The 18,310-nt window shown below is 68.3% G+C and carries 17 protein-coding genes and 1 pseudogene; 12 read left to right on the top strand and 6 right to left on the bottom strand.

What is annotated here, in order from left to right; all coding sequences use genetic code 11:
* Positions 1-350: 350 nt before the first annotated feature.
* Positions 351-533, bottom strand: a pseudogene (locus tag JJ683_RS12290) (ATP-binding protein); the annotation flags it as partial.
* A 166-nt stretch (positions 534-699) separates the two neighbouring features.
* Here JJ683_RS12290 and JJ683_RS12285 point away from each other — a divergent pair.
* From JJ683_RS12285 to JJ683_RS12240, 10 genes are all read left to right on the top strand, one after another.
* On the top strand, positions 700-951 hold the full coding sequence (locus JJ683_RS12285) for a hypothetical protein (RefSeq protein WP_200174474.1): 252 nt from the start codon (positions 700-702) through the stop codon (positions 949-951).
* Between the two features lie 189 nt (positions 952-1,140).
* Positions 1,141-2,109 (top strand): amino acid ABC transporter permease, encoded by a 969-nt coding sequence (locus JJ683_RS12280; protein ID WP_200174473.1) that lies wholly within the window; start codon positions 1,141-1,143, stop codon positions 2,107-2,109.
* Between the two features lie 6 nt (positions 2,110-2,115).
* Positions 2,116-2,874 (top strand): amino acid ABC transporter ATP-binding protein, encoded by a 759-nt coding sequence (locus JJ683_RS12275; RefSeq protein ID WP_242474662.1) that lies wholly within the window; start codon positions 2,116-2,118, stop codon positions 2,872-2,874.
* Between the two features lie 74 nt (positions 2,875-2,948).
* Entirely contained in the window at positions 2,949-3,887 is a 939-nt protein-coding gene (locus tag JJ683_RS12270) for a transporter substrate-binding domain-containing protein (protein ID WP_200174472.1), read from the top strand.
* Positions 3,888-3,974: 87 nt separating this feature from the next.
* Positions 3,975-4,265 (top strand): YdhR family protein, encoded by a 291-nt coding sequence (locus JJ683_RS12265; RefSeq protein WP_200174470.1) that lies wholly within the window; start codon positions 3,975-3,977, stop codon positions 4,263-4,265.
* 37 nt (positions 4,266-4,302) lie between these two features.
* Positions 4,303-5,886, top strand: a complete 1,584-nt coding sequence (locus JJ683_RS12260; protein ID WP_200174469.1) for a long-chain-fatty-acid--CoA ligase — start codon at positions 4,303-4,305, stop codon at positions 5,884-5,886.
* Complete coding sequence (locus JJ683_RS12255) at positions 5,883-7,145, top strand: amidohydrolase family protein (RefSeq protein ID WP_200174468.1); 1,263 nt, start codon at positions 5,883-5,885, stop codon at positions 7,143-7,145. Before JJ683_RS12260 ends, JJ683_RS12255 begins: the two co-directional genes overlap by 4 nt.
* Before the next feature lie 8 nt (positions 7,146-7,153).
* Positions 7,154-8,245, top strand: a complete 1,092-nt coding sequence (gene hisC / locus JJ683_RS12250) for a histidinol-phosphate transaminase (RefSeq protein WP_200174467.1) — start codon at positions 7,154-7,156, stop codon at positions 8,243-8,245.
* A 24-nt stretch (positions 8,246-8,269) separates the two neighbouring features.
* Entirely contained in the window at positions 8,270-9,046 is a 777-nt protein-coding gene (locus JJ683_RS12245) for a helix-turn-helix transcriptional regulator (protein WP_200174466.1), read from the top strand.
* A 110-nt stretch (positions 9,047-9,156) separates the two neighbouring features.
* Positions 9,157-10,380: a MalY/PatB family protein gene (locus JJ683_RS12240; protein WP_200174465.1), complete on the top strand. Its 1,224-nt coding sequence runs from the start codon at positions 9,157-9,159 to the stop codon at positions 10,378-10,380.
* A gap of 134 nt (positions 10,381-10,514) precedes the next feature.
* On the opposite strand, the gene JJ683_RS12235 is transcribed toward JJ683_RS12240, so the two are convergent.
* The 4 genes from JJ683_RS12235 to JJ683_RS12220 form a co-directional block, all read right to left on the bottom strand.
* On the bottom strand, positions 10,515-11,300 hold the full coding sequence (locus JJ683_RS12235) for an SDR family NAD(P)-dependent oxidoreductase (RefSeq protein WP_200174463.1): 786 nt from the start codon (positions 11,298-11,300) through the stop codon (positions 10,515-10,517).
* Positions 11,297-12,349 (bottom strand): NADP-dependent oxidoreductase, encoded by a 1,053-nt coding sequence (locus JJ683_RS12230; RefSeq protein ID WP_200174461.1) that lies wholly within the window; start codon positions 12,347-12,349, stop codon positions 11,297-11,299. Before JJ683_RS12230 ends, JJ683_RS12235 begins: the two co-directional genes overlap by 4 nt.
* A 38-nt stretch (positions 12,350-12,387) precedes the next feature.
* Positions 12,388-12,678 carry a YdhR family protein gene (locus JJ683_RS12225; RefSeq protein ID WP_200174459.1) on the bottom strand — a complete coding sequence of 97 codons (291 nt, stop codon included), beginning with the start codon at positions 12,676-12,678 and terminating at the stop codon, positions 12,388-12,390.
* A gap of 226 nt (positions 12,679-12,904) precedes the next feature.
* Positions 12,905-14,257 (bottom strand): MFS transporter, encoded by a 1,353-nt coding sequence (locus JJ683_RS12220; RefSeq protein ID WP_307810892.1) that lies wholly within the window; start codon positions 14,255-14,257, stop codon positions 12,905-12,907.
* Here JJ683_RS12220 and JJ683_RS12215 point away from each other — a divergent pair.
* Positions 14,202-16,712 (top strand): preprotein translocase subunit SecA, encoded by a 2,511-nt coding sequence (locus JJ683_RS12215; protein WP_200174458.1) that lies wholly within the window; start codon positions 14,202-14,204, stop codon positions 16,710-16,712. The two genes, JJ683_RS12220 and JJ683_RS12215, sit on opposite strands and share 56 nt — an antisense overlap.
* A 19-nt stretch (positions 16,713-16,731) precedes the next feature.
* On the opposite strand, the gene JJ683_RS12210 is transcribed toward JJ683_RS12215, so the two are convergent.
* A complete protein-coding gene (locus JJ683_RS12210) occupies positions 16,732-17,583 on the bottom strand; it encodes an SDR family oxidoreductase (protein ID WP_200174457.1) in 852 nt (283 codons plus the stop codon).
* 199 nt (positions 17,584-17,782) lie between these two features.
* Here JJ683_RS12210 and JJ683_RS12205 point away from each other — a divergent pair, with 199 nt between their 5' ends.
* Complete coding sequence (locus tag JJ683_RS12205) at positions 17,783-18,238, top strand: helix-turn-helix domain-containing protein (RefSeq protein ID WP_200174456.1); 456 nt, start codon at positions 17,783-17,785, stop codon at positions 18,236-18,238.
* Positions 18,239-18,310: the final 72 nt, after the last annotated feature.

Here is an 18,310-nt window from a genome sequence, read left to right as displayed (position 1 = left end):
CGTAGGGCCTCCCTGGAAGGCTGGTGTGTGGTCAGAGACCACCAGCATCCAGGGAGGCCCGCCTCATGCGACGGAGCGACCCAGACTGGGGAATTTCGGTGAGCACAACTGGGGAATTTCAACGAGCGTCATCAACGGCCCCGCCCAGGATCTTGGGCGGGGCCGTTGTCGGCATGCTGGCGGTGTCCTCGCCGCATTGACGGGACTGGTGGGGTCAGTCCTGCCCGGCCTCGGTGACCGCGGCCCGGGCCGCTTTCTCATCGACGATCGCCTGCTTCGTGGCGAACGCCGCCATCAACGGGTCAATGCCGGGCGAATTTTGACCCCCTTGCTGGTGCTGATGCTGGTTGTTAGCTGTCGTGGTTGCGGTGTGCCCGGGTGCGGTAGGAGTCGCCGTCGAGGCTGATCACGTGCGCGTGGTGCACGATCCGGTCGATCGTCGCGGAGGCGACGACGTCGTCGCCGAGGGTCTCTCCCCACCGGCTGAACGGCAGGTTCGAGGTGACGATCACCGACCCGGTCTCGTAACGCACGGCAAGCGTTCGAGGCATCACCGTTGGGCGCCTCGATGCCCACGGCCCTGGGGTCGGCCGGCGGGTCCGACGCCGAACTGCTCGACGTGTCTTCCTACCTGGAAGGGCCTGAAGGTGCGAGCAGGGGCAAGCCATCGGGTCGGTGCGATTCCGCAGCGGGCATTCCGTGGAGAGACTGCAGGCGATGTCGGCGGCGTCGGTAGGCGTCTACGAGGCGATGCGCGGGTTGTGCCGCGTGTACCGGGTCGCCGATGCCCGCACGGGCAGGGTGGGCGGCGTCTACGTGTGGGCCGACGAGGAACATCGCGAGGCCAACCTCGGCAGCCCGACGGTCGCGCAGATCCCCGAGGTGTACGCCGTCCACGGGGACGTCGAGATCCGACGTTTCCGTATCGACGCCTCCATGTCCGATCGCTGACATCCGACACCGGGTGGGCAGAGCGGAAGTCACCCCTTGACTTCCGCTGTGGCGTACGCCACTCTTGAACAGAACGTTGCAGAAGTCAACATAATGTTGATTGATGGTGCTGGCGTGCACCCGCTGTCAAATCTACGACGCGGAGTCGCCCGCCGGCAACGGCACCACCGGAGATTCGGAAGGGGAAGCATGCAGGTACTGCGGAGGCCGGAGAGCCCGCAATACGCCGCCGGCGATGCTGCGGTGCCCTCAGATGATCTGCAGGTCGACAAGGTGGCCTCGCTGCCGGTCGTACGGGCGAAGTACCCGTGGCGGGTCGCGGCCGGGCTGCTCATCCTGTTCCTGCTGGCATTGTTCGTCCGCGACGCCTGGATCAACAAGGCATGGGACTGGGAGACCTTCGGCTCGTTCGTCTTCGACCAGAGCATCATGTCGGCGATCGTCGTCACCCTGGAGCTGACGGCGATGGCCTCGGTGTTCGGGTTCGCCGGCGGCATGGTCATCGCGATGATGCGGATGTCCGGCAATCCCGTGCTCGCCACCACGAGCTGGGCGTTCACCTGGCTGTTCCGCTCGATACCGCTGGTGGTGCAGCTGCTGATCTGGGGCAACCTCGCCTACCTCTACCCGACGCTCGGCATACACCTGCCGTTCGGCCCGGCCTACCAGACAGAGACCGTAGGGCTGATCAGCAGCATGGGCGCGGCGGTGATCGGCCTGAGCCTGCATCAGGCCGCCTACGCGGCCGAGATCGTCCGATCAGGGCTGCTGTCGGTGGACCAGGGGCAGATCGAGGCCGCGAATGCGCTCGGGATCCCCGGGCTGCGGCAGTTCCGCAGGATCATCCTGCCGCAGGCGATGCGGACGATCATCCCCACTGCAGCCAACGAGACGATCAGCCTTCTCAAGCAGACCTCCGTGGTCTTCGTGCTGGCGATCGGCGACCTGTTCTACCGCGTTCAGGTCATCTACGGGATCAACAACCGCATCATCCCGCTGCTGCTGGTGGCCACGTTCTGGTACGTCGTGTTCGTCACGATCATGTCGATCGGCCAGTTCTACATCGAGCGGTACTTCGCCCGCGGTGCGGTGCGCAACCTTCCTCCGACCCCGATGCAACGTCTGCGCACGTGGGTCTCCGGCGCAATCAGGAAGTAGGACACCATGGCACTGGTAGAGATCCACGACGTCCACAAGAGCTTCGGCGCGGTCGACGTGCTCAAAGGCGTGAGCATGACCGTCGACAAGGGCGATGTGACGGTGATCCTCGGCCCGTCCGGCTCCGGCAAGTCGACACTGCTGCGTGGCATCAATCACCTGGAGCGTTTCGACCGTGGCTACACCAAGGTGGACGGCGAACTGATCGGCTACCGCAGGCACCGCGGGCGGCTGCACGAGCTGCGGCCCCGCGAGATCCTGCGCCAGCGCGCGAATATCGGCTTCGTGTTCCAGGGGTTCAACCTGTTCCAGAACCTGACCATCCTGGACAACGTCACCGAGGCGCTGGTCTCGGTGCATGGTGTGTCGCGCTCCCGTGCAGAGGAGCGCGCCCGGGAGGTCCTCGCGGTCGTGGGGCTGGCGGACAAGGAGTTCGCGCACCCGCGTCAGCTGTCCGGCGGGCAGCAGCAACGCGTCGCCATCGCCCGCGCGCTGGCCGTCGATCCCGCATTGATTCTGTTCGACGAGCCCACTTCCGCACTGGATCCGGAGCTGGTGGGAGACGTCCTGCAGGTGATGAAGGACCTCGCTCGGGCAGGCACGACGATGATCGTGGTCACTCACGAGATCGGGTTCGCCCGTGAGGTCGCCACCAATGTCGTGTTCATGGACGACGGCGAGGTTGTCGAATCCGGCCCGCCCGACCAGGTTCTGAGCAATCCGCGGGAACCGCGGACCGCCGACTTCCTGTCCAAGGTGTTGTGAAAACACCACCTCCAGCATGGTTTTCGGCGCACCCGCATCGGAACCCCTCCACCCTGACGAAGGGGAACACTTCTATGCCGAGAACTGGATTGCGCAGCACGCTCGGGATCACCGCCTTGCTCGCCTCCGCCGGGCTGATTGCAGCGTGCGGCAGCAGCGCCGGCGACGTCGCTGCTGCGGCCGACACGGCCTCCGGCGGCGTGCAGGTGGAAAAGGTCGACTCGATCGCGTCGCAGGTTCCTCAGCAGTACCGGGATGCCGGGCAGCTCGTATTCGGACAGGGCACGGGCCAGAGCCAATACCCTCCGATCGCGTTCAGCTCGGTCGACGACCCCACGCTCATCGGCCTGCTCCCGGATATCGAGGATCTCATCGCCGGGACGTTCGGCCTGGAGAAGGTGGACAAGAAGGACTCGTTCGAAGGGGCGTTCCTGGGCCTCGAATCCGGCAAATACGACATCCTCGTCTCGCAGATCGACATCAACAAGGACCGCGAGGAGAAGTACGACATGTCCTCGTTCGCGGTGAACAAGTACGCCTTCCTCACCGAGAAGGGCTCGGACCTCACCGTCGACGGCCCCGAGGACCTGGCGGGCAAGACGGTGGCGATCAAGCCGGGCACCGCCCAGGCAGGCCTGCTCGACCAGTGGAACGCGGAGGTCACAGGGAAGGGCCTGGAGCCGATCGACATCAAGGGCTACGGCGAGACGTCATCGTCGTACCTTGCCCTGAAGTCCGGCAAGGTCGACGCCTACCTGACGATCGGCGCCGTCGCCGACTACCGGGCTGCGCAGGACGACGCCGATGTTCGCGTGGCCGGCTACTTCCCACTGCCGAAGGAGGATTCGCTCATCGGCATCGTCACGAAGAAGGGCAGCGGACTGGCGCAGCCGGTGTGTGATGCCATCAATCACGCCATCGATAGCGGGCAATACCAGCAGATCCTGGACCGTTGGCATCTGGGCAACTACGCCGTGGACCGGTGCGAGGTGAACCCGCCTACCGGGCACTGATCCGCCGGATCGTCACCCGCCTGCCATCCCGCAGATCCACCGGCCGGCCCATCCCGGGACCAGCCGACGTCACGAAAGGAAAAGTTAATGGCCGCAGTGGTCTCCATGCGCTTCCGCAGCAACAAGAGCGAGGACGAGCTGACGCAGCTGTCCCACGCGGGTCTGGAGAAGTTCCGCGCCCTGCCCGGACTCAGCCAGAAGTACTACGTCAAGGACCCGTCCACCGGCCTGGTCGGCGGCATCTACATCTTCCACACGCGCCAGGCGGCGGACGACTACGTCAACGGTCCCATCGTCGGCAGCGTCCGTGAGCGCTACGGCATCGAAGGCGAGCTCGCTGTCGAGGTGCTCGACGTCCAGATGACGCTGAGCGAATAGCCGTCTCCACCAGCCCCGCCCGACCGAAAGGATCGCCGTGTCGTTCAATCTCGCCACGATGCTGGTCGAGTCCCGCATCGCGCGGCCGCAGGCTCCGCTGCTGTACTGCGGCGACACCACGTTGACGAACGAGGAGGTGGACCGTGCGTCCGCCCGGGTCGCCGGGTGGCTCGCAGCCCAGGGGTTCGAGCGCGGCAGCCGCGTCGCCGTGCAACTGCCGAACGGCCCCGAGTTCGTTCACAGCTACCTGGGCGCGTTGCGGGCGGGGCTGGTGACGGTGCCGCTCAATCCGCTGCTGCGCCCCGGGGAGGTGGCCCATCAGTTGTCCGATTCCGGGGCGTCCCTTCTGATCACCAGTGGCGACGGTCTCGAAGGGGCGCTTGCGGCCCGCGTCGAAGCCGGACTGCCGCAACTGCCGATCGTGTACGTTGGCGCGGCGGGAGCGGCCGACGAGAACGCCGAGCGGCTCGTCGCCTTCGACGAGCTGCTCGCGGGCGAACCGCTGGAGCGACCGGAACCGACCGCGCCGCAGGACACCGCCGTGATCATCTACACCTCCGGCACCACCGGACGGCCCAAGGGCGCCGAACTGACCCATTTCCAGCTGTACATGAACTGCACGATCGCCGGGGAACGGGTCGGTATCGGTCCGGACGACGTGATCCTGGGCGCGCTGCCGTTCTTCCATGTGTTCGGCTTGTCGAGCGTGCTGAACACGGCGCTGCGCTTCGGCTCGCCGGTGGTGCTGATACCGCGCTTCGAGCCGTCGGCCGTGCTCGCCGAGGCAGCGCGCCATGCGGTGAGCGTGTTCTTCGGGGTGCCCACGATGTTCATCGCGGTGCGCCAGGCCGCGGCGGCAGAGCGTATCGACCTGCCGACGCTGAGGTGCGGCATCTCCGGGGGCGCGCCGATGCCCGGTCGCTCACTGGAGGACTTCGAGGGACAGTTCCCGGCCGCGGTCCTGCTCGAGGGGTACGGATCCACCGAATCCGCGAGCGTCGTCACTGCCAGCCGCAGCCGTCAGGACCGCCGTGCGGGTTCGATCGGCAAGCCGATCTGGGGCGTCGAGGTCCGCATCGTCGACGAATCCGGCGAGGAGCTGCCGGCCGGCGCGGCGAACGTCGGCGAGCTGCACTTCCGTGGTCACAATGTGATGAAGGGGTATTTCCGTCAGCCGGAGAAGACCGCGGAGGTGATCCGCGATGGCTGGTTCGGCACCGGCGACCTCGGCTACCGCGACGAGGACGGGTACCTGTTCATCGTCGACCGCAAAAAGGACCTGGTCATCCGCGGGGGCTACAACATCTATCCTCGGGAGGTCGAGGAGGTGCTCTATGCGCATCCGGCCGTGCTGGAGGCGGCGGTGTTCGGCGAACCCGACGAGCGCCTCGGCGAGGAGGTCGTGGCCGCGGTCGCCCTCCGACCCGGTGCGCAGGCGACGCCGGACGAGATCCGTGAGTTCGTGAAGGACAGCGTCGCCGCCTACAAGTACCCCCGCCGGGTGCACATCGTCGAGAGCCTGCCCAAGAGCCCCAACGGCAAGATCCTCAAGAGGGTGCTGCGCCAGGCCGCCGCGGACGGGGCCGCGGCGCACGCGGCCCGAACGGAGGCCGGGGCGTGACCGCGCCGCCCACGGGTGTGACGATCCTGCGCCCGGATCGCGTGGTGACCGGCGGCGACCATGGCCGGGAGACGCTCGAACGCACCGAGATCGTGGTGCGCGACGGCCGTATAGCGGAACTGCGGCCGATGGGCGTCGCCGACGGGTCTGCGGGCGGCGACGGAGCCCCGGCGATCGACCTGCCGGGTGCCTCCGTGATGCCGGGCTTCGTCGATGCGCACGTGCACCTGGGCTTCGATTCGACCATGACTCCCGAGGGCAGTGGTGGAGAGCAGGACCGGCAGTTGCTGCTGCGCATGGCGGAGAATGCGCGCAAGCTCGTCTCGGTCGGCGTGACCACGGTGCGCGAACTCGGCGGGCGGGGCTTTCTGGACGTGACGCTGCGCGACGCGATCGACGCGGGGATGGCGGTCGGTCCGCGGATCCGCGCAGCCACGCGCCCGATCACCCAGACCGGCGGCCACTGCTGGTACATGGGCGGCGAGGCGGACGACGAGGCCGGCATCCGGCGGGTGGCGCGGGAGAACTTCCGTGCCGGTGCCGACGGGCTCAAGATCATGGCCACCGGCGGAAGTCTCACCAACTCGGTGCCGCTGTGGAAATCGCAGTACACCGCCCGCGAGATCCGCGTCGCCGTGGACGAGGCGCAGGCCAAGGGCGGCTTCGTCGCGGCGCACGCGCACGGGATCGACGGCATCCGCGACTGCGTCACCGCCGGGGTGACGAGCATCGAGCACTGCTCGTTCATGGGCGAGGAAGGTCTCGCCGGCGTCGCCGTGCCGGATTCCCGGGTGGTCGAAGCGATCGCGGAGGCGGGCATCATCGTGTGCCCCACGATGTCGGGCGGCATGTGGCGCCTGCGCGCCGGGCTCGGGCCGTGGCTCGAAGGATTCCTGGCGCGCTTGGCCGCTTTCCGCGAACAGGGCGTGCGGCTGGCCGTCGGCACCGATTCGGGCCTGGAGTCAGGCGGGCATCCGATGCCCGTCGACGCGTACGTGGACGGGCTGCGGCTGCTCGACGCCGCGGGATGGAGCATGCCGGAGATCCTGTCTGCGGCCACCGCAGGTGGAGCCGAGGCCTGCGGGCTGGGGGCACAGACGGGCACGGTGCAGGTGGGCGCGCGTGCCGACCTTGTCGCCCTTAACGGCGATCCGCTCGCAGGATTGGACGCGTGGGAGAAGGTGCGCATGGTGATGGTCGGTGGTCGGCGCGTGACGCAGAACGGCATCGATACGGTTGTCTCGTCGGTGGGGCGATGAGGACGGGCGTGCGGATCAGGGCCGCTGTCGAGGCGCTGCCGGACTACAGTGCGGGGCGTACCCCAGCGCTCATCGCCGCGCAGGGAGGTCCGGCACACTCGGTGAAACTCTCCGGCAACGAATCGCCGTACCCACCTTTGCCGGGAGTGATCGAGGCGTTGACCAGGGAAACCGAACTCAACCGGTATCCGACGCCTTATGCGGACGACTTGCGCGCCGCTCTGGGGGAACGGCTCGGCGTCGACCCCGGCGCGATCGCCCCGGCCGGCGGCTCGCTGCAGTTGTGCCGCAGCGTCGTCGAGGCGACGTGCGACCCGGGTGACGAGGTGATCGCTCCGGTACCGGCGTTCTCCGCCTACCGGATGGCCGCCGAGATCGCGGGGGCGCGCTTCATCGGCGTGCCGGTGCTGGGGCAGTCTTCTCCGGCGGGACCCGGTTTGGATGTGGACGCGATGACCGCGGCGGTGGGCCCGCGCACCCGCGTTGTGTTCCTGTGCAGCCCGCACAATCCGACGTCGACGGCGCTTGCCGCGGACGACGTGGCGCGGCTGATGTCGGCGGTATCCGGGGAGACACTGGTGGTGCTCGACGAGGCGTACGCCGAATTCGACACGAATCCGGATACGGTTCGGGGCATGGACCTGGTGGATTCGCACCCCAATCTGGTGGTGCTGCGAACCTTCTCCAAGGCGTACGGACTGGCGGGCGCGCGTATCGGATATGCCGTGGCCGACCCGGACATCGGCGCGGCCCTGCGCAGGGTGACCTCACCGTTCTCGGTCTCCCGGTCCGCGGAAGCGGCGGCGCTGGCGTCGCTGCACCCGCGGGTGCAACCGGAGTTCCGGCGCAGACTCACGGAGGTCGTGGACGAACGGACGCGCCTCACCGAGGAGCTTCGCCGCCGCGGGTTCGACGTGGCCGATTCAGCAGCGAACTTTCTGTGGATCGCCTCGGACCGGGCGGTGCAGTGGGCGCACGGCCTCGAGCGGCGTGGGGTGATCACACGCCCGTATCCAGGCCTGGGTCTGCGCGTGACGGTGGGCTGCGAGTCCGACAACGACGCCTTTCTGCGAGCGTTCGCCGACGTCGCAGGCAACTGACAGGAACGACGACGGGGAGTGGAGATGACCGAGGCGATGGACCATGACGACGTATCGGTGTCGGCGTCGATCGGCAGGACAATGGACGGCGAGCGGCTGATCACGTTGTTCACGGGGTTCGTGGACGTTCTGGGGCGCGCGTTGCCCTCCGGTACCGAGGTGGTGCTCCACGACCTGAGCAGGATGCCGAACTCGATCGTCGCGATCCATGGCTCGTTGTCCGGCAGATCGGTGGGCAACACCGCTGGGGCGGTGTTCGTCGAGAAACTCACGGAGATCGTCGACGGCGAACTGGTCACCTTTGAAAGCACGCTGGCGGACGGGCGCTGGGTGCGCTCGTCGACCATGATCATCCACGACATCGCCGGCACTGCGGTGGCCGCGCTGTGCATCAACACCGACGTATCTCTGTGGCAGCAGATCGACCACGTGGTCAAGTCCATGCTGGGTGCCGTGCAGGGCCCGGACGCGGTCAAGTCCCCGGGCCGGGGGCCCGGCCGGGATGAGGCCGGCACGCGTCAGATCCCGCCTGCGGATGAACGTCCACCGGTCAAGCGTGGCACGGACACATTCATGGCGGATCTCGACGAGCTGTCGGAGCTCATGATCCGGCGCGAAATCGAGGCTGCCGGGGTACCGGTGCCGTTGATGAAGAAGTCGCACAAGGTCGAGGTGGTCCGCGGGCTGCAGGCGCGCGGGATCTTCCAGCTCAAGAACTCCGTGGAGCAGGTGGCCCAGGAACTCGAGGTCACCCGATTCACCATCTACAACTACCTCAAAGAAATCAACGGCGACAGCTGATACAGCCGGGCCGAAGCACCCGCGCGGCTTCTGCAATGCGTACGGGCTCCCGCCTGCACAGGCGACAGTGAGCCCATGAATACCGACGGAGTCGGAGAATGAGGAACGGTATGTCTGTCGTCCATGACGGCCAGGAACATGCGCAACGGAACAGGGCGGCGACGGTGGTCGGCCGCACGCCGGACTATGGCGCGGTGACGGTTCCGCAGCTGCGCGCTGCAGGCTCGATGAAGTGGACGAAGTACCCAGGAACGCTCGCAGCCTTCGTCGCCGAGATGGACTTCGGGGTGGCCGAACCGGTCGCGGACGCCATAGACGAAGTGGTCCGGCGCGGCGTGCTCGGCTACACCCCCGCCTGGATGGAGGACGCACTCAAGGATGCGACCGCTGAAATGTACGCCAGGCGCTACGGGTGGCGTCCGGACCCGGCGGCGGTGTACCCAGTGGCCGACGTCATCCGCGCCTACGAGTTCGCCATCACACACTTGAGCCGGCCCGGCGGAAAGATCGTGCTGCTGACCCCCGCTTACGGGCCGTTCTTCGCCATCGCGGGCGTGACGGGCCGCGAGGTGGTCGAAGTCCCGTTGCTGCAGGAGGGGCGTGAATGGCTGATCGATTTCCCCGCGGTCGACGCGGCGTTCGCCGGCGGAGGCGGACTGCTGGTGTTGTGCAACCCGCATAATCCGGTGGGCAAGGTCTACACCCGTGAGGAGCAGACGGCGCTCGCCGAGATCGTCGAGCGCCACGGCGGGACGGTCTTCTCCGACGAGGTGCATGCGCCCTTCACATTCGACGGCGCGCAGCATGTGCCGTATGCATCGTTGGGCGGGTACGCGGCCGAGCACTGCGTCACGTCCACGTCGGCGTCGAAGGCTTTCAACATCCCGGGGCTCAAGTGCGCGCAGATGATCGCGGGCGGAGAGCGCCAGCGCGCCGTCCTGGACGAACTGGGAATTTTCGTCACGCACGGTGCGGCGGTCACCGGAGTGGCTGCGAACATCGCCGCCTACGAGCGCGGGGACGAATGGCTGGCGTCGGTCGTCCACTATCTCGATGGCAATCGGCAGGTGATGCTCGACGCGGTCGACCGCGCGCTGCCATCAGCGCGGGTCGCCTCGCCGGAAGCGACGTACTTCGGATGGATCGATCTGGGCCCGGCTGCGCCCGAAGGCGACGTTCAGCGATTCCTTATCGACAACGCCGAGGTCGCGATCAGCAACGGGGCGACCTTCGGTGCGGGCTGTGCCGGCCACATCCGGTTCAACTTCGCTACCAGGCGTGAGCTGATCCCTCAGGCAGTCGATGCCATCGGCGCGGCGTTGGCGCGCACGTAGGCGCGATGGACACAGAGTCGAGCCAGGCCTGCCGCCACCATCGTGGCCACGGGCCTGGCTCGGCTCTGTGCCTCGACTCGGACGCAGGACCGGACCCGGCCCGTGCAGACCGGGCCGGGACCGGTCCCGGGGGTCTACCGGCCGGCGACGATACCGCCATCGAGCGGCAGGATCGCACCGGTGATGTAGGTGCTGCCGGGGCCGGTGAGGAACTCCACGGTGCCGCTGATGTCCGCGGGGCGGCCGATTCTGCGCAGCGGTACGTGCGACTCCAGGGCCTCGCGGCCGTTCTTCATCAGGACTTCGGTCATCTTGGTCTCGAACGGACCGGGCGCGATCGCGTTGACCAGGATGCGCGGCGCGAGCGTGGTCGCCAGGTGCTGGGTGACCATGTGCACGCCCGCCTTGCTGGCGGAGTACGAGAAGTTGTTGATGCCCGGGGCCGGGGCGCGGAGCCCGTCGATGCTGCCGATGTTGATCACTCTCGCCGGGTCGTCGTCGGTGGACGCCGCGCGCAGCTGCGGCAGCAAGGCCTGGGTGAGGCCGAACACGCCCTTCACATTGACCGAGAGCACACGGTCCCAGGCGGACGCGGGGAAGTCGTCGATGCCGGCGCCCCAGTTGGCGCCGGCGTTGTTGACCAGCACATGCAGCGTGTCGGATAACCCCTGCACGTGGGCTGCAAGGTTCTGCACGCCCTGCTCGGTGGACAGATCGGCGACGAACGCGCTCACGTCGCCGCGGGAAGACAGTTCCGCGACGGTGGCGTCGAGGTCGGCTTGTTTGCGACTGCTGATCACGACGCGCGCACCCTGGTCGAGGAGCCCGCGGGTGATCATTCTTCCGATCCCGCGGCCGCCGCCGGTGACCAGGGCCAGCTTTCCGTCGAGCCGGTAGCCGGAGGGGACGGAGTCGGTCATGAGACGTCCTTGTCTGTGGGGTTGTGGGTCAGTTGCAGCACGAGTTTGCCGGTGTTGGCCCCGTCGAAGAGGAGGTTGAGGGTGTCGCCGAAGTCCTCGATGCCTCCGTCGGCCAGATGAGTGCGAGCGATGAGTCCGCCGCGTCGTAGCCAGTTCGACAGTGCCGCAACGGCCTCGGGATAGCGGTCGGTGTAGTCGAAGATGATCAGGCCCTGCATCTTGGCGCGCCGCACCAGAAGGGACAGGTAACGCGACGGCCCAGGGCTCGGCGACTCCGCGTTGTACTGCGAGATCGCGCCGCAGAGCACCACACGGGCGAAGACGTTGATCTGGCCGAGCACCGAATCGAGAATATCGCCGCCGACGTTGTCGAAGTACACGTCGACGCCGTCCGGCGCGGCGGTGCGCAGGGCAGCGTCGATGGAGCCCCGCTTGTAGTCGATGGCAGCATCGAACCCAAGCTCGTCGGTCAACCACGCACACTTGTCCGGGCCGCCCGCGATGCCGATCACGCGGCACCCCATGAGCTTGCCGATCTGGCCCGCGATCGAACCCACGGCCCCGGCAGCGCCGGAGATGACCAGGGTGTCTCCGGGGCGCAGGCCGCCGACGTCGGTGAGGCCGAAGTAAGCCGTCATACCGGGCAGCCCCAATGCGCCGAGCCACACGGGCGCGGGCGCGAGGGCGGGGTCAATGACCGTCACCCCCTCACCGTCGGACTCCGCGTACTCGGCGACGCCGAAATCGCCGAACACGTGCGTTCCGACGGGGAAATCCGGATGCCGCGATGCGGTCACCTCGCCTACAGCGTGCGCCCGCATCACCTCACCTATGCCGACCGGCGGCACGTAGCTGCGGACGTCGTTCAGCCAACGGCGCATTGCGGGATCGATGGAAATGTGGCTGGTGCGCACCAGGAATCGTCCGTGGTCGAGCGGCTCGACAGGGTCTACGGTGATCCGCCATGTTTCGGCATCGACACGGCCACGGGGGCGCTGCGCAAGGCGGAGCCGCCGGTTGTTCGATGACCCGGGCTGCTGTCTGGGCACAGAGGTCCTCCTGAATACGCGAGTGGGCAAGCGGGGGCCTATGCGCTCAACGTCATGTCGACGTCGACGACCTCGAGCGTGATCTCGCCGTCGACGTCGTAACGTTCGCCGACGCTGGCGAGGATAGGGCCACCCAGATAGGCGTCGGCAGCCTCGCGGGTGTGGAAGATGTACACCCCGCCGACCTCCCCTGTCTCAGGATTGTGGATGTAGTACTTCTGCGACAGGCCGGGCATCGCGCGGAACTTGTCGACTCCAGCTACGTAGAGAGCCTTGAGCTCATCGGCCGATTTGCGGCTGTGCGCGCGGAGACTAACGATCGTGGTCATGGCGGGGCCTTTCGAAAGTTCTCAGGCGGCGGCCGGGATACGTGCGGGATGCTGCAGGCTCCGGACCGGCCCATTGAGCTCAACGGTGAGTTGAATGTATCTACTACGAGTAGAAGCGTGACTCACGGCACATCAGGTGTCAAGGGTGCCCGGGATTGTGGGTGATGTCCGCGCAATTCGCCTATGGGCCGGCCGCGGGCTGAATGAACGAGAGGTAGCCCGCCGCTTACGACTCCACCCCCACAAGCAGTTCGTCGCGGTCGAGGTCGTCGATTCGCGCGTGCGCGAGGTTGCGCATGAGCAGCAGGGCGGGGACGCCACAGGCCGCGATGATGATCGTCGCGTAGATCGCGGGCGCCAGAGAGAGCCCCGTCGCCGAGATGAGAGCCGTCGCGATGAGGGGTGAGAGCCCGCCGAAGGCGACGGTGGCGATGTTGTAGCCGATGGCCATGCCGGAGAAGCGGCCCACTGCGGTGAACTGTTCGGGGATCGTCGAGGCGGCGACGGCGCTCCAGCCGGCGGCGGGCACGGCGAGGAACGCCGCTGCGGACATGCTCAGCCCCGCGGAGGGGGAGTGCAGCAGCGCGTAGACGGGGATGGTCGTCACCACCAGCCCGCCGACGAGGATCGCCAACGAGACTTTCCGCCCGATCCGGTCAGCCAGCAGCCCGAACAGGGGAGTGACCACGATGGCGGTGACGGCGGCGATGGTGCCGAGGCCGAGCGCGCCCGCGTCGGCGAAATCGGCCTCCTCGGCCAGGTAGGTCGGCACGTAGGTGATGTTGAGGAAGTAGCTGGTCGCGCCGATCGAGGAGATGAGGAAGGCGACGAGCACCGCCCGCGGCTGGTGGAGAAGCACCAGCACGAGCGGGGACTCGCGCCACGATCCCTTCGCCGCCCTGTCGTCGGTGGGCGTGTTCTGGTGCAGGCGTTGGGTGGTCGGCGTTTCGCTAAGCCTGCTGCGCAGCGGCACCATGATCGCCGCGAGGACGCCGCCGACGACGAACAGGATGCGCCAGCCCCACGACTGCATCGCCTCGGGGCTGAGCAGGTTCGCGCACAGCGCGCCGAGCCCGACGGCCAGCAGCGAGCCGATCTCGCTGTTCGCCGCCGCCCACGAGGTGGTGACCCCCCGTTTGCCGGGGGACGCGGTTTCCATGAGATACACCATCGTGCCGGTGTATTCGGCGCCCACGGAGAACCCGGCGAGGCAGCGCAGCAGCACCATGCCCACTCCGCCCCAGATGCCGACAGTCTCGTATCCGGGCAGCGCGGCGGTGGCGAACATGGCGACGGCGATGAGCACCGCCGAGACGACGAGCGCCTGGCGCCGGCCGACCCGGTCGCCGAGGTGGCCGAAGACCATCGCGCCGAGCGGGCGGAAGAAGAACCCGGCTGCGCCGATCCCGAGGGTCAGCAGGATCGAGTCGGTGTCGTCGCCGAAGAACTCGGCCGTGAGGATGGTGGCGACGTAGAAGTAGATCGAGAAGTCGTACCACTCGACGATCGTGCCGAAGGCGGCGATGATCATCGACTGGCGCCGCTCTTTCGCCGAAAGCTGCTCGATGGGAGTGGCCACCCCCACTGTTTACCGGACCGGATCGCTCTTCGGTCCACATACCGGCCCGGGGCGTCACGCGGCCGCGAACCTGCAATCGCCCAGCACGCAGACGCTGACCACCGCCGTGCTCGTGCACACTGGGGCGATGGGGCCTTCCGAAACGCTGCGCACACCCTCGTCACCGGGAGAACGCGTCGCCGCCGCCGTGCGCCGGCTGCGCCACGACCCGGGGACCGCGGACCTGCGCCGGTTCGAGCCGCTCGTCGCCGATGTCGTGGAGGGCGCCGCCGCGTGGCGGGCGCATACGGACGGCGAACTGTCCGAGGCCGCCCGCGCCCGGGCCGGCCTCGATCCCGACGACGATGACGCTTTGAGCCGGTACCTCGCCGTCGCCAGTGAGGTATCCCGCCGGCGGATCGGCCTCGCGCCGTACCCGGAACAACTGCTCGCGGCCGTCAGCATGTTGCGTGGTCGCGTGGCCGACATGGCCACCGGCGAGGGGAAGACCCTCGTCGGTTTCCTCGTCGCCGCAGGATTCGCACTGGCCGGCCGGCGTGTGCACGTGCTGACCGCCAACGAGTATCTCGCAGGGCGCGATGCCGCAGCGGGCGCCGGGTTCTACGAGATGTTCGGCCTCAGCGTCACGGCCGTCGCCGAGCACATGACCGACATCGAACGGCGACGCACATACGGCAGCGATGTCGTCTACGCGACGGTGCACCAGGTGGGGTTCGACGTGCTGCGCGACCGGCGGCGCACTGTCGAGGCGCAACGGCTGCTGCCGCCTCTGGACATGGTCGTCATCGACGAGATCGACGCGGTCCTCGTCGACGACGCCGTGGTCCCGCTGGTGATCGCGGGCAGCGGTGCAGACACGGCCGCGGAGATTCCGGTCGCCGGCGCTGTCGCATTATTGACCGAGGGAGTCGACTACGAGGTGGACGCCGGCGGCGCCGGCGCGACGCTGACCGACACGGGCATCCGGTTCCTCGAAGACCGGCTCGGCGTGGACAATCTGTACGCCGAGGAGAGCATCGACCTGGTCACCGCCGCGTATGTGGCGCTGCACGCACAGGCCCTGGTGCACCGCGATGTGGACTACGTCGTCACCGGAGGGCGGGTGCGGCTCATCGACGACGCGTGCGGGCGGATCGCGCAGCGCCAACGCTGGCCGGACGGGCTGCATGCGGCCATCGAACGCAAGGAAGGCGTGGCGGTGACCGCGCAGGCCGAAGTGCTCGATCAGATCCTCGTGGAGACAGTGGTGCGCGGTTATCGGGGCATCACGGGCATGAGCGGCTCCGCGTTGGAGGCGGCCGATCGCCTCGCTGAGGACCTCGACCTGCACACCGGCGTGATCGGCACGCATCACCCGTCGATCCGCATCGACGAGCCGGACCTGCTCTACGCGTCCGCCGAGCAGCGTGACACCGCGGCGGCGGCCCGGGTGCGTGCGGCGCACGACGCGGGGCAACCGGTGCTCGTCGGCACCGGGAGCGTCGCCGACTCCGAGCGATTCGCGGCGCTGCTGGCCGGCCACGGCGTGCACGCCGCCGTCCTCAACGCGAAGAACGACGCCGACGAGGCCGACACGATCGCCCGGGCCGGACACAAGGGCGCGGTCACGGTGTCCACCCAGATGGCGGGCCGCGGGGTCGACATCCGGTTGGGTCCAGGAGCCGCCGACACCGGGGGACTGCTGGTGCTGGGGCTCGGGCGCTATGTCAGCCCGCGGCTGGACCGGCAATTGCAGGGGCGCGCAGGGCGCCAGGGCGACCCGGGCCGCACCGTCTTCTACACCAGCCTGGCAGACCCCGTCGTCACCGAAAACGTCGCTCCGGTGAGGCGGCCGCGGTCGGTCGACGACGACGGGCTCGTGAGCGATCGGCGATCACACCGGCTCTACGCCCACGCGCAGCGCGTCGCCGAAGGCGCCCTCCTGCAGCTGCACCGCACGACCCGCAGATTCCACACCGTGACCGACAACCAACGGCTGAGCATCCTGCACACGCGCGAACGCCTGCTCACCGAGCCTGGCGCGCTCGACGACCACCTGGCCGGCGTGTGGCCGGACGACCCCGATGCCGCGAGAAAGTGGACCGCGCCGTCGCGTCGCGGCCTCGCCGCGGAGGTGGTCTTGTATCAGCTCGATCGTGTCTGGACCCGGCACATGAACCGCATGGTCGACATCCGCGAAGGGATCCATCTGCGCCGGCTCGGGCGGCAGGACCCGCTCGAGGAGTTCACGATCCTGGCCGCGCAGGACTTCCGGGGACTGGCAGAGGAGGCGGCCGCCGCGACCCGGGCCGCGCTCGAAAATGCCGACCGCGCCGACGCCACCATCGAAGACCTCGGATTGCGGCGGCCGTCCGCGACATGGACGTACCTGGTCGCCCCTGATTCCTCCGAGTCCGATGCCGACCGCGCCGTCGCCTACTTCGCTTCGGCTCGCCGCGCGCTGTTCGGGAGATGACTGCCGCAACCGCGTGCGTTCACGGGGTGTGTCCCGCAGCGGCCGCCCGCATCGCCTCCGCAAAACTCATCGCCGGGCGGCCCAACAGAGTCGGCACGGCGTCGCTCACGCGCTCGAGTTCACCGTCACGGATCGCGGTGTAGGTGCTGATCCACGCGTCCACCAGCCACGCCGGCGCGTCATACACCGCCCTGCTGGCACGCGCCTCGTCCATCGTCTCGTCGACGAACCGGTGCGGCCGCCCCGTCACCTCGGTGAGCGTCGCGGCGATCTGGCCGAGCGTGAGCGACTCCGGGCCGGTGAGGTCGTAGCTCCGGCCTTCGTGCGTCCGCGGGTCGGCGAGGATGTGCGCGGCCACCGCGGCCACGTCCCGCTGCGACACCGACGCCACGCGCCCGTCGCCGGCGGGCCCGCGGAGCGCACCGTCGTCGCCCGCGAACCCGGCGATCGCCTCGGCGTAGAAGTTGTCCCGCAGAAACGTGAACGCCAGGCTCGAATCGCGGATGATCTTCTCGGTGGCTCCGTGGTCGCGGGCCAGCAGGAAGCCGGCGCCGTCGCCCGCCCCGACGAACGACAGGTACACCACCTGCCGCACGCCCGCATCGACGGCGGCCTGCACGAACGCGCGGTGCACCTCCAACCGGTCGGAAGACTCGTGCGTCGACACCATGAGCGCCGTGTCGACCCCGGTGAGCGCCGCGCGGCACGCGTCGCCCCCGTACTCGGCCCGCCGCACCTCGGCGCCCGGCAGGTCCGGGGCGCGGGACAGGTCGCGGACGAGCAGGCGCATCGGGACGCCGGCGTCGGCGAGCAGGCGGGCCGCCATGCCGCCGACCGTGCCGGTCGCGCCCGTCAGAGCGATGTCAGCCATGGGGATCTCCTCAGTCGGCGAATAAGCTGCTCTCGACGAGAGCCGACAGGGACTCAGCGTACGAGTCGGGGTCCACGCCCGGATCGTCTCTTTGATCTGCGGCCGCGTTCCTGGCGGCAGGTATGGGTTGTGCGGATGGCTGTGTCCGGTTTCCGCAGGTTCGTTGTCGGTGTTCGTATTTTTCGTTTATGCTGGGGGCATGCCCGCGTCGTCGAACCACACCATCCTGCCGCTGTCCGCCGGCGGCGACGTCTACGTGGCACTGCGAGCCGTACTGGCGGAGCGGGGCGATCTACGCTTGTCGGGTACGGGCAGTGGGGCCGTACTACCGCCGGCCGCGCGCGCAGTGCTTGCCGACGCGGTCGACGCGCTTGCGCGCGGTGATGCCGTAACGGTCGAGCCTCGCCGCACAGTTCTGACCACCCAGGAGGCCGCCGGGTTGTTGGGGATCACGCGGCCGACCTTCGTCCGTCTCTTAGAAGCGGGCCGGATTCCGTACACCACGCCGGGCCGTCACCGGCGCGTCGAATTGGCGGACGTACTCGATTACCGCCGGAACCAGCGTGACCAGCGTCGCCAGGCGCTCCAGCGGATGGCGGACGAGGCGACACCGGATCCCGAAGACGTGGCCGACGGCTTCATCGAGACGCGCTGAGGGGATTGCGGGGGATTGCCGTGCCCGCACGAAACCGCGACTTCTCCGGTCAGGCGCACCCAGTGTCGGACT

This window comes from Tomitella cavernea (genome assembly GCF_016599145.1).
Taxonomy (GTDB): domain Bacteria; phylum Actinomycetota; class Actinomycetes; order Mycobacteriales; family Mycobacteriaceae; genus Tomitella; species Tomitella cavernae.
Note: the sequence above shows the minus strand (reverse complement) of the source record. Positions and strands in the feature narration are given on the sequence as shown.

What these genes read in the sequence shown, in the direction of transcription:
- JJ683_RS12280 (WP_200174473.1), top strand. Translation starts at nt 1,141, where the DNA reads ATGCAGGTACTGCGGAGGCCGGAGAGCCCGCAATACGCCGCCGGCGAT.
- JJ683_RS12275 (WP_242474662.1), top strand. Translation starts at nt 2,116, where the DNA reads ATGGCACTGGTAGAGATCCACGACGTCCACAAGAGCTTCGGCGCGGTC.
- JJ683_RS12270 (WP_200174472.1), top strand. Translation starts at nt 2,949, where the DNA reads ATGCCGAGAACTGGATTGCGCAGCACGCTCGGGATCACCGCCTTGCTC.
- JJ683_RS12265 (WP_200174470.1), top strand. Translation starts at nt 3,975, where the DNA reads ATGGCCGCAGTGGTCTCCATGCGCTTCCGCAGCAACAAGAGCGAGGAC.
- JJ683_RS12245 (WP_200174466.1), top strand. Translation starts at nt 8,270, where the DNA reads ATGACCGAGGCGATGGACCATGACGACGTATCGGTGTCGGCGTCGATC.
- JJ683_RS12240 (WP_200174465.1), top strand. Translation starts at nt 9,157, where the DNA reads ATGTCTGTCGTCCATGACGGCCAGGAACATGCGCAACGGAACAGGGCG.
- JJ683_RS12235 (WP_200174463.1), bottom strand. Translation starts at nt 11,300, where the DNA reads ATGACCGACTCCGTCCCCTCCGGCTACCGGCTCGACGGAAAGCTGGCC.
- JJ683_RS12225 (WP_200174459.1), bottom strand. Translation starts at nt 12,678, where the DNA reads ATGACCACGATCGTTAGTCTCCGCGCGCACAGCCGCAAATCGGCCGAT.
- JJ683_RS12215 (WP_200174458.1), top strand. Translation starts at nt 14,202, where the DNA reads ATGATCATCGACTGGCGCCGCTCTTTCGCCGAAAGCTGCTCGATGGGA.
- JJ683_RS12210 (WP_200174457.1), bottom strand. Translation starts at nt 17,583, where the DNA reads ATGGCTGACATCGCTCTGACGGGCGCGACCGGCACGGTCGGCGGCATG.
- JJ683_RS12205 (WP_200174456.1), top strand. Translation starts at nt 17,783, where the DNA reads ATGCCCGCGTCGTCGAACCACACCATCCTGCCGCTGTCCGCCGGCGGC.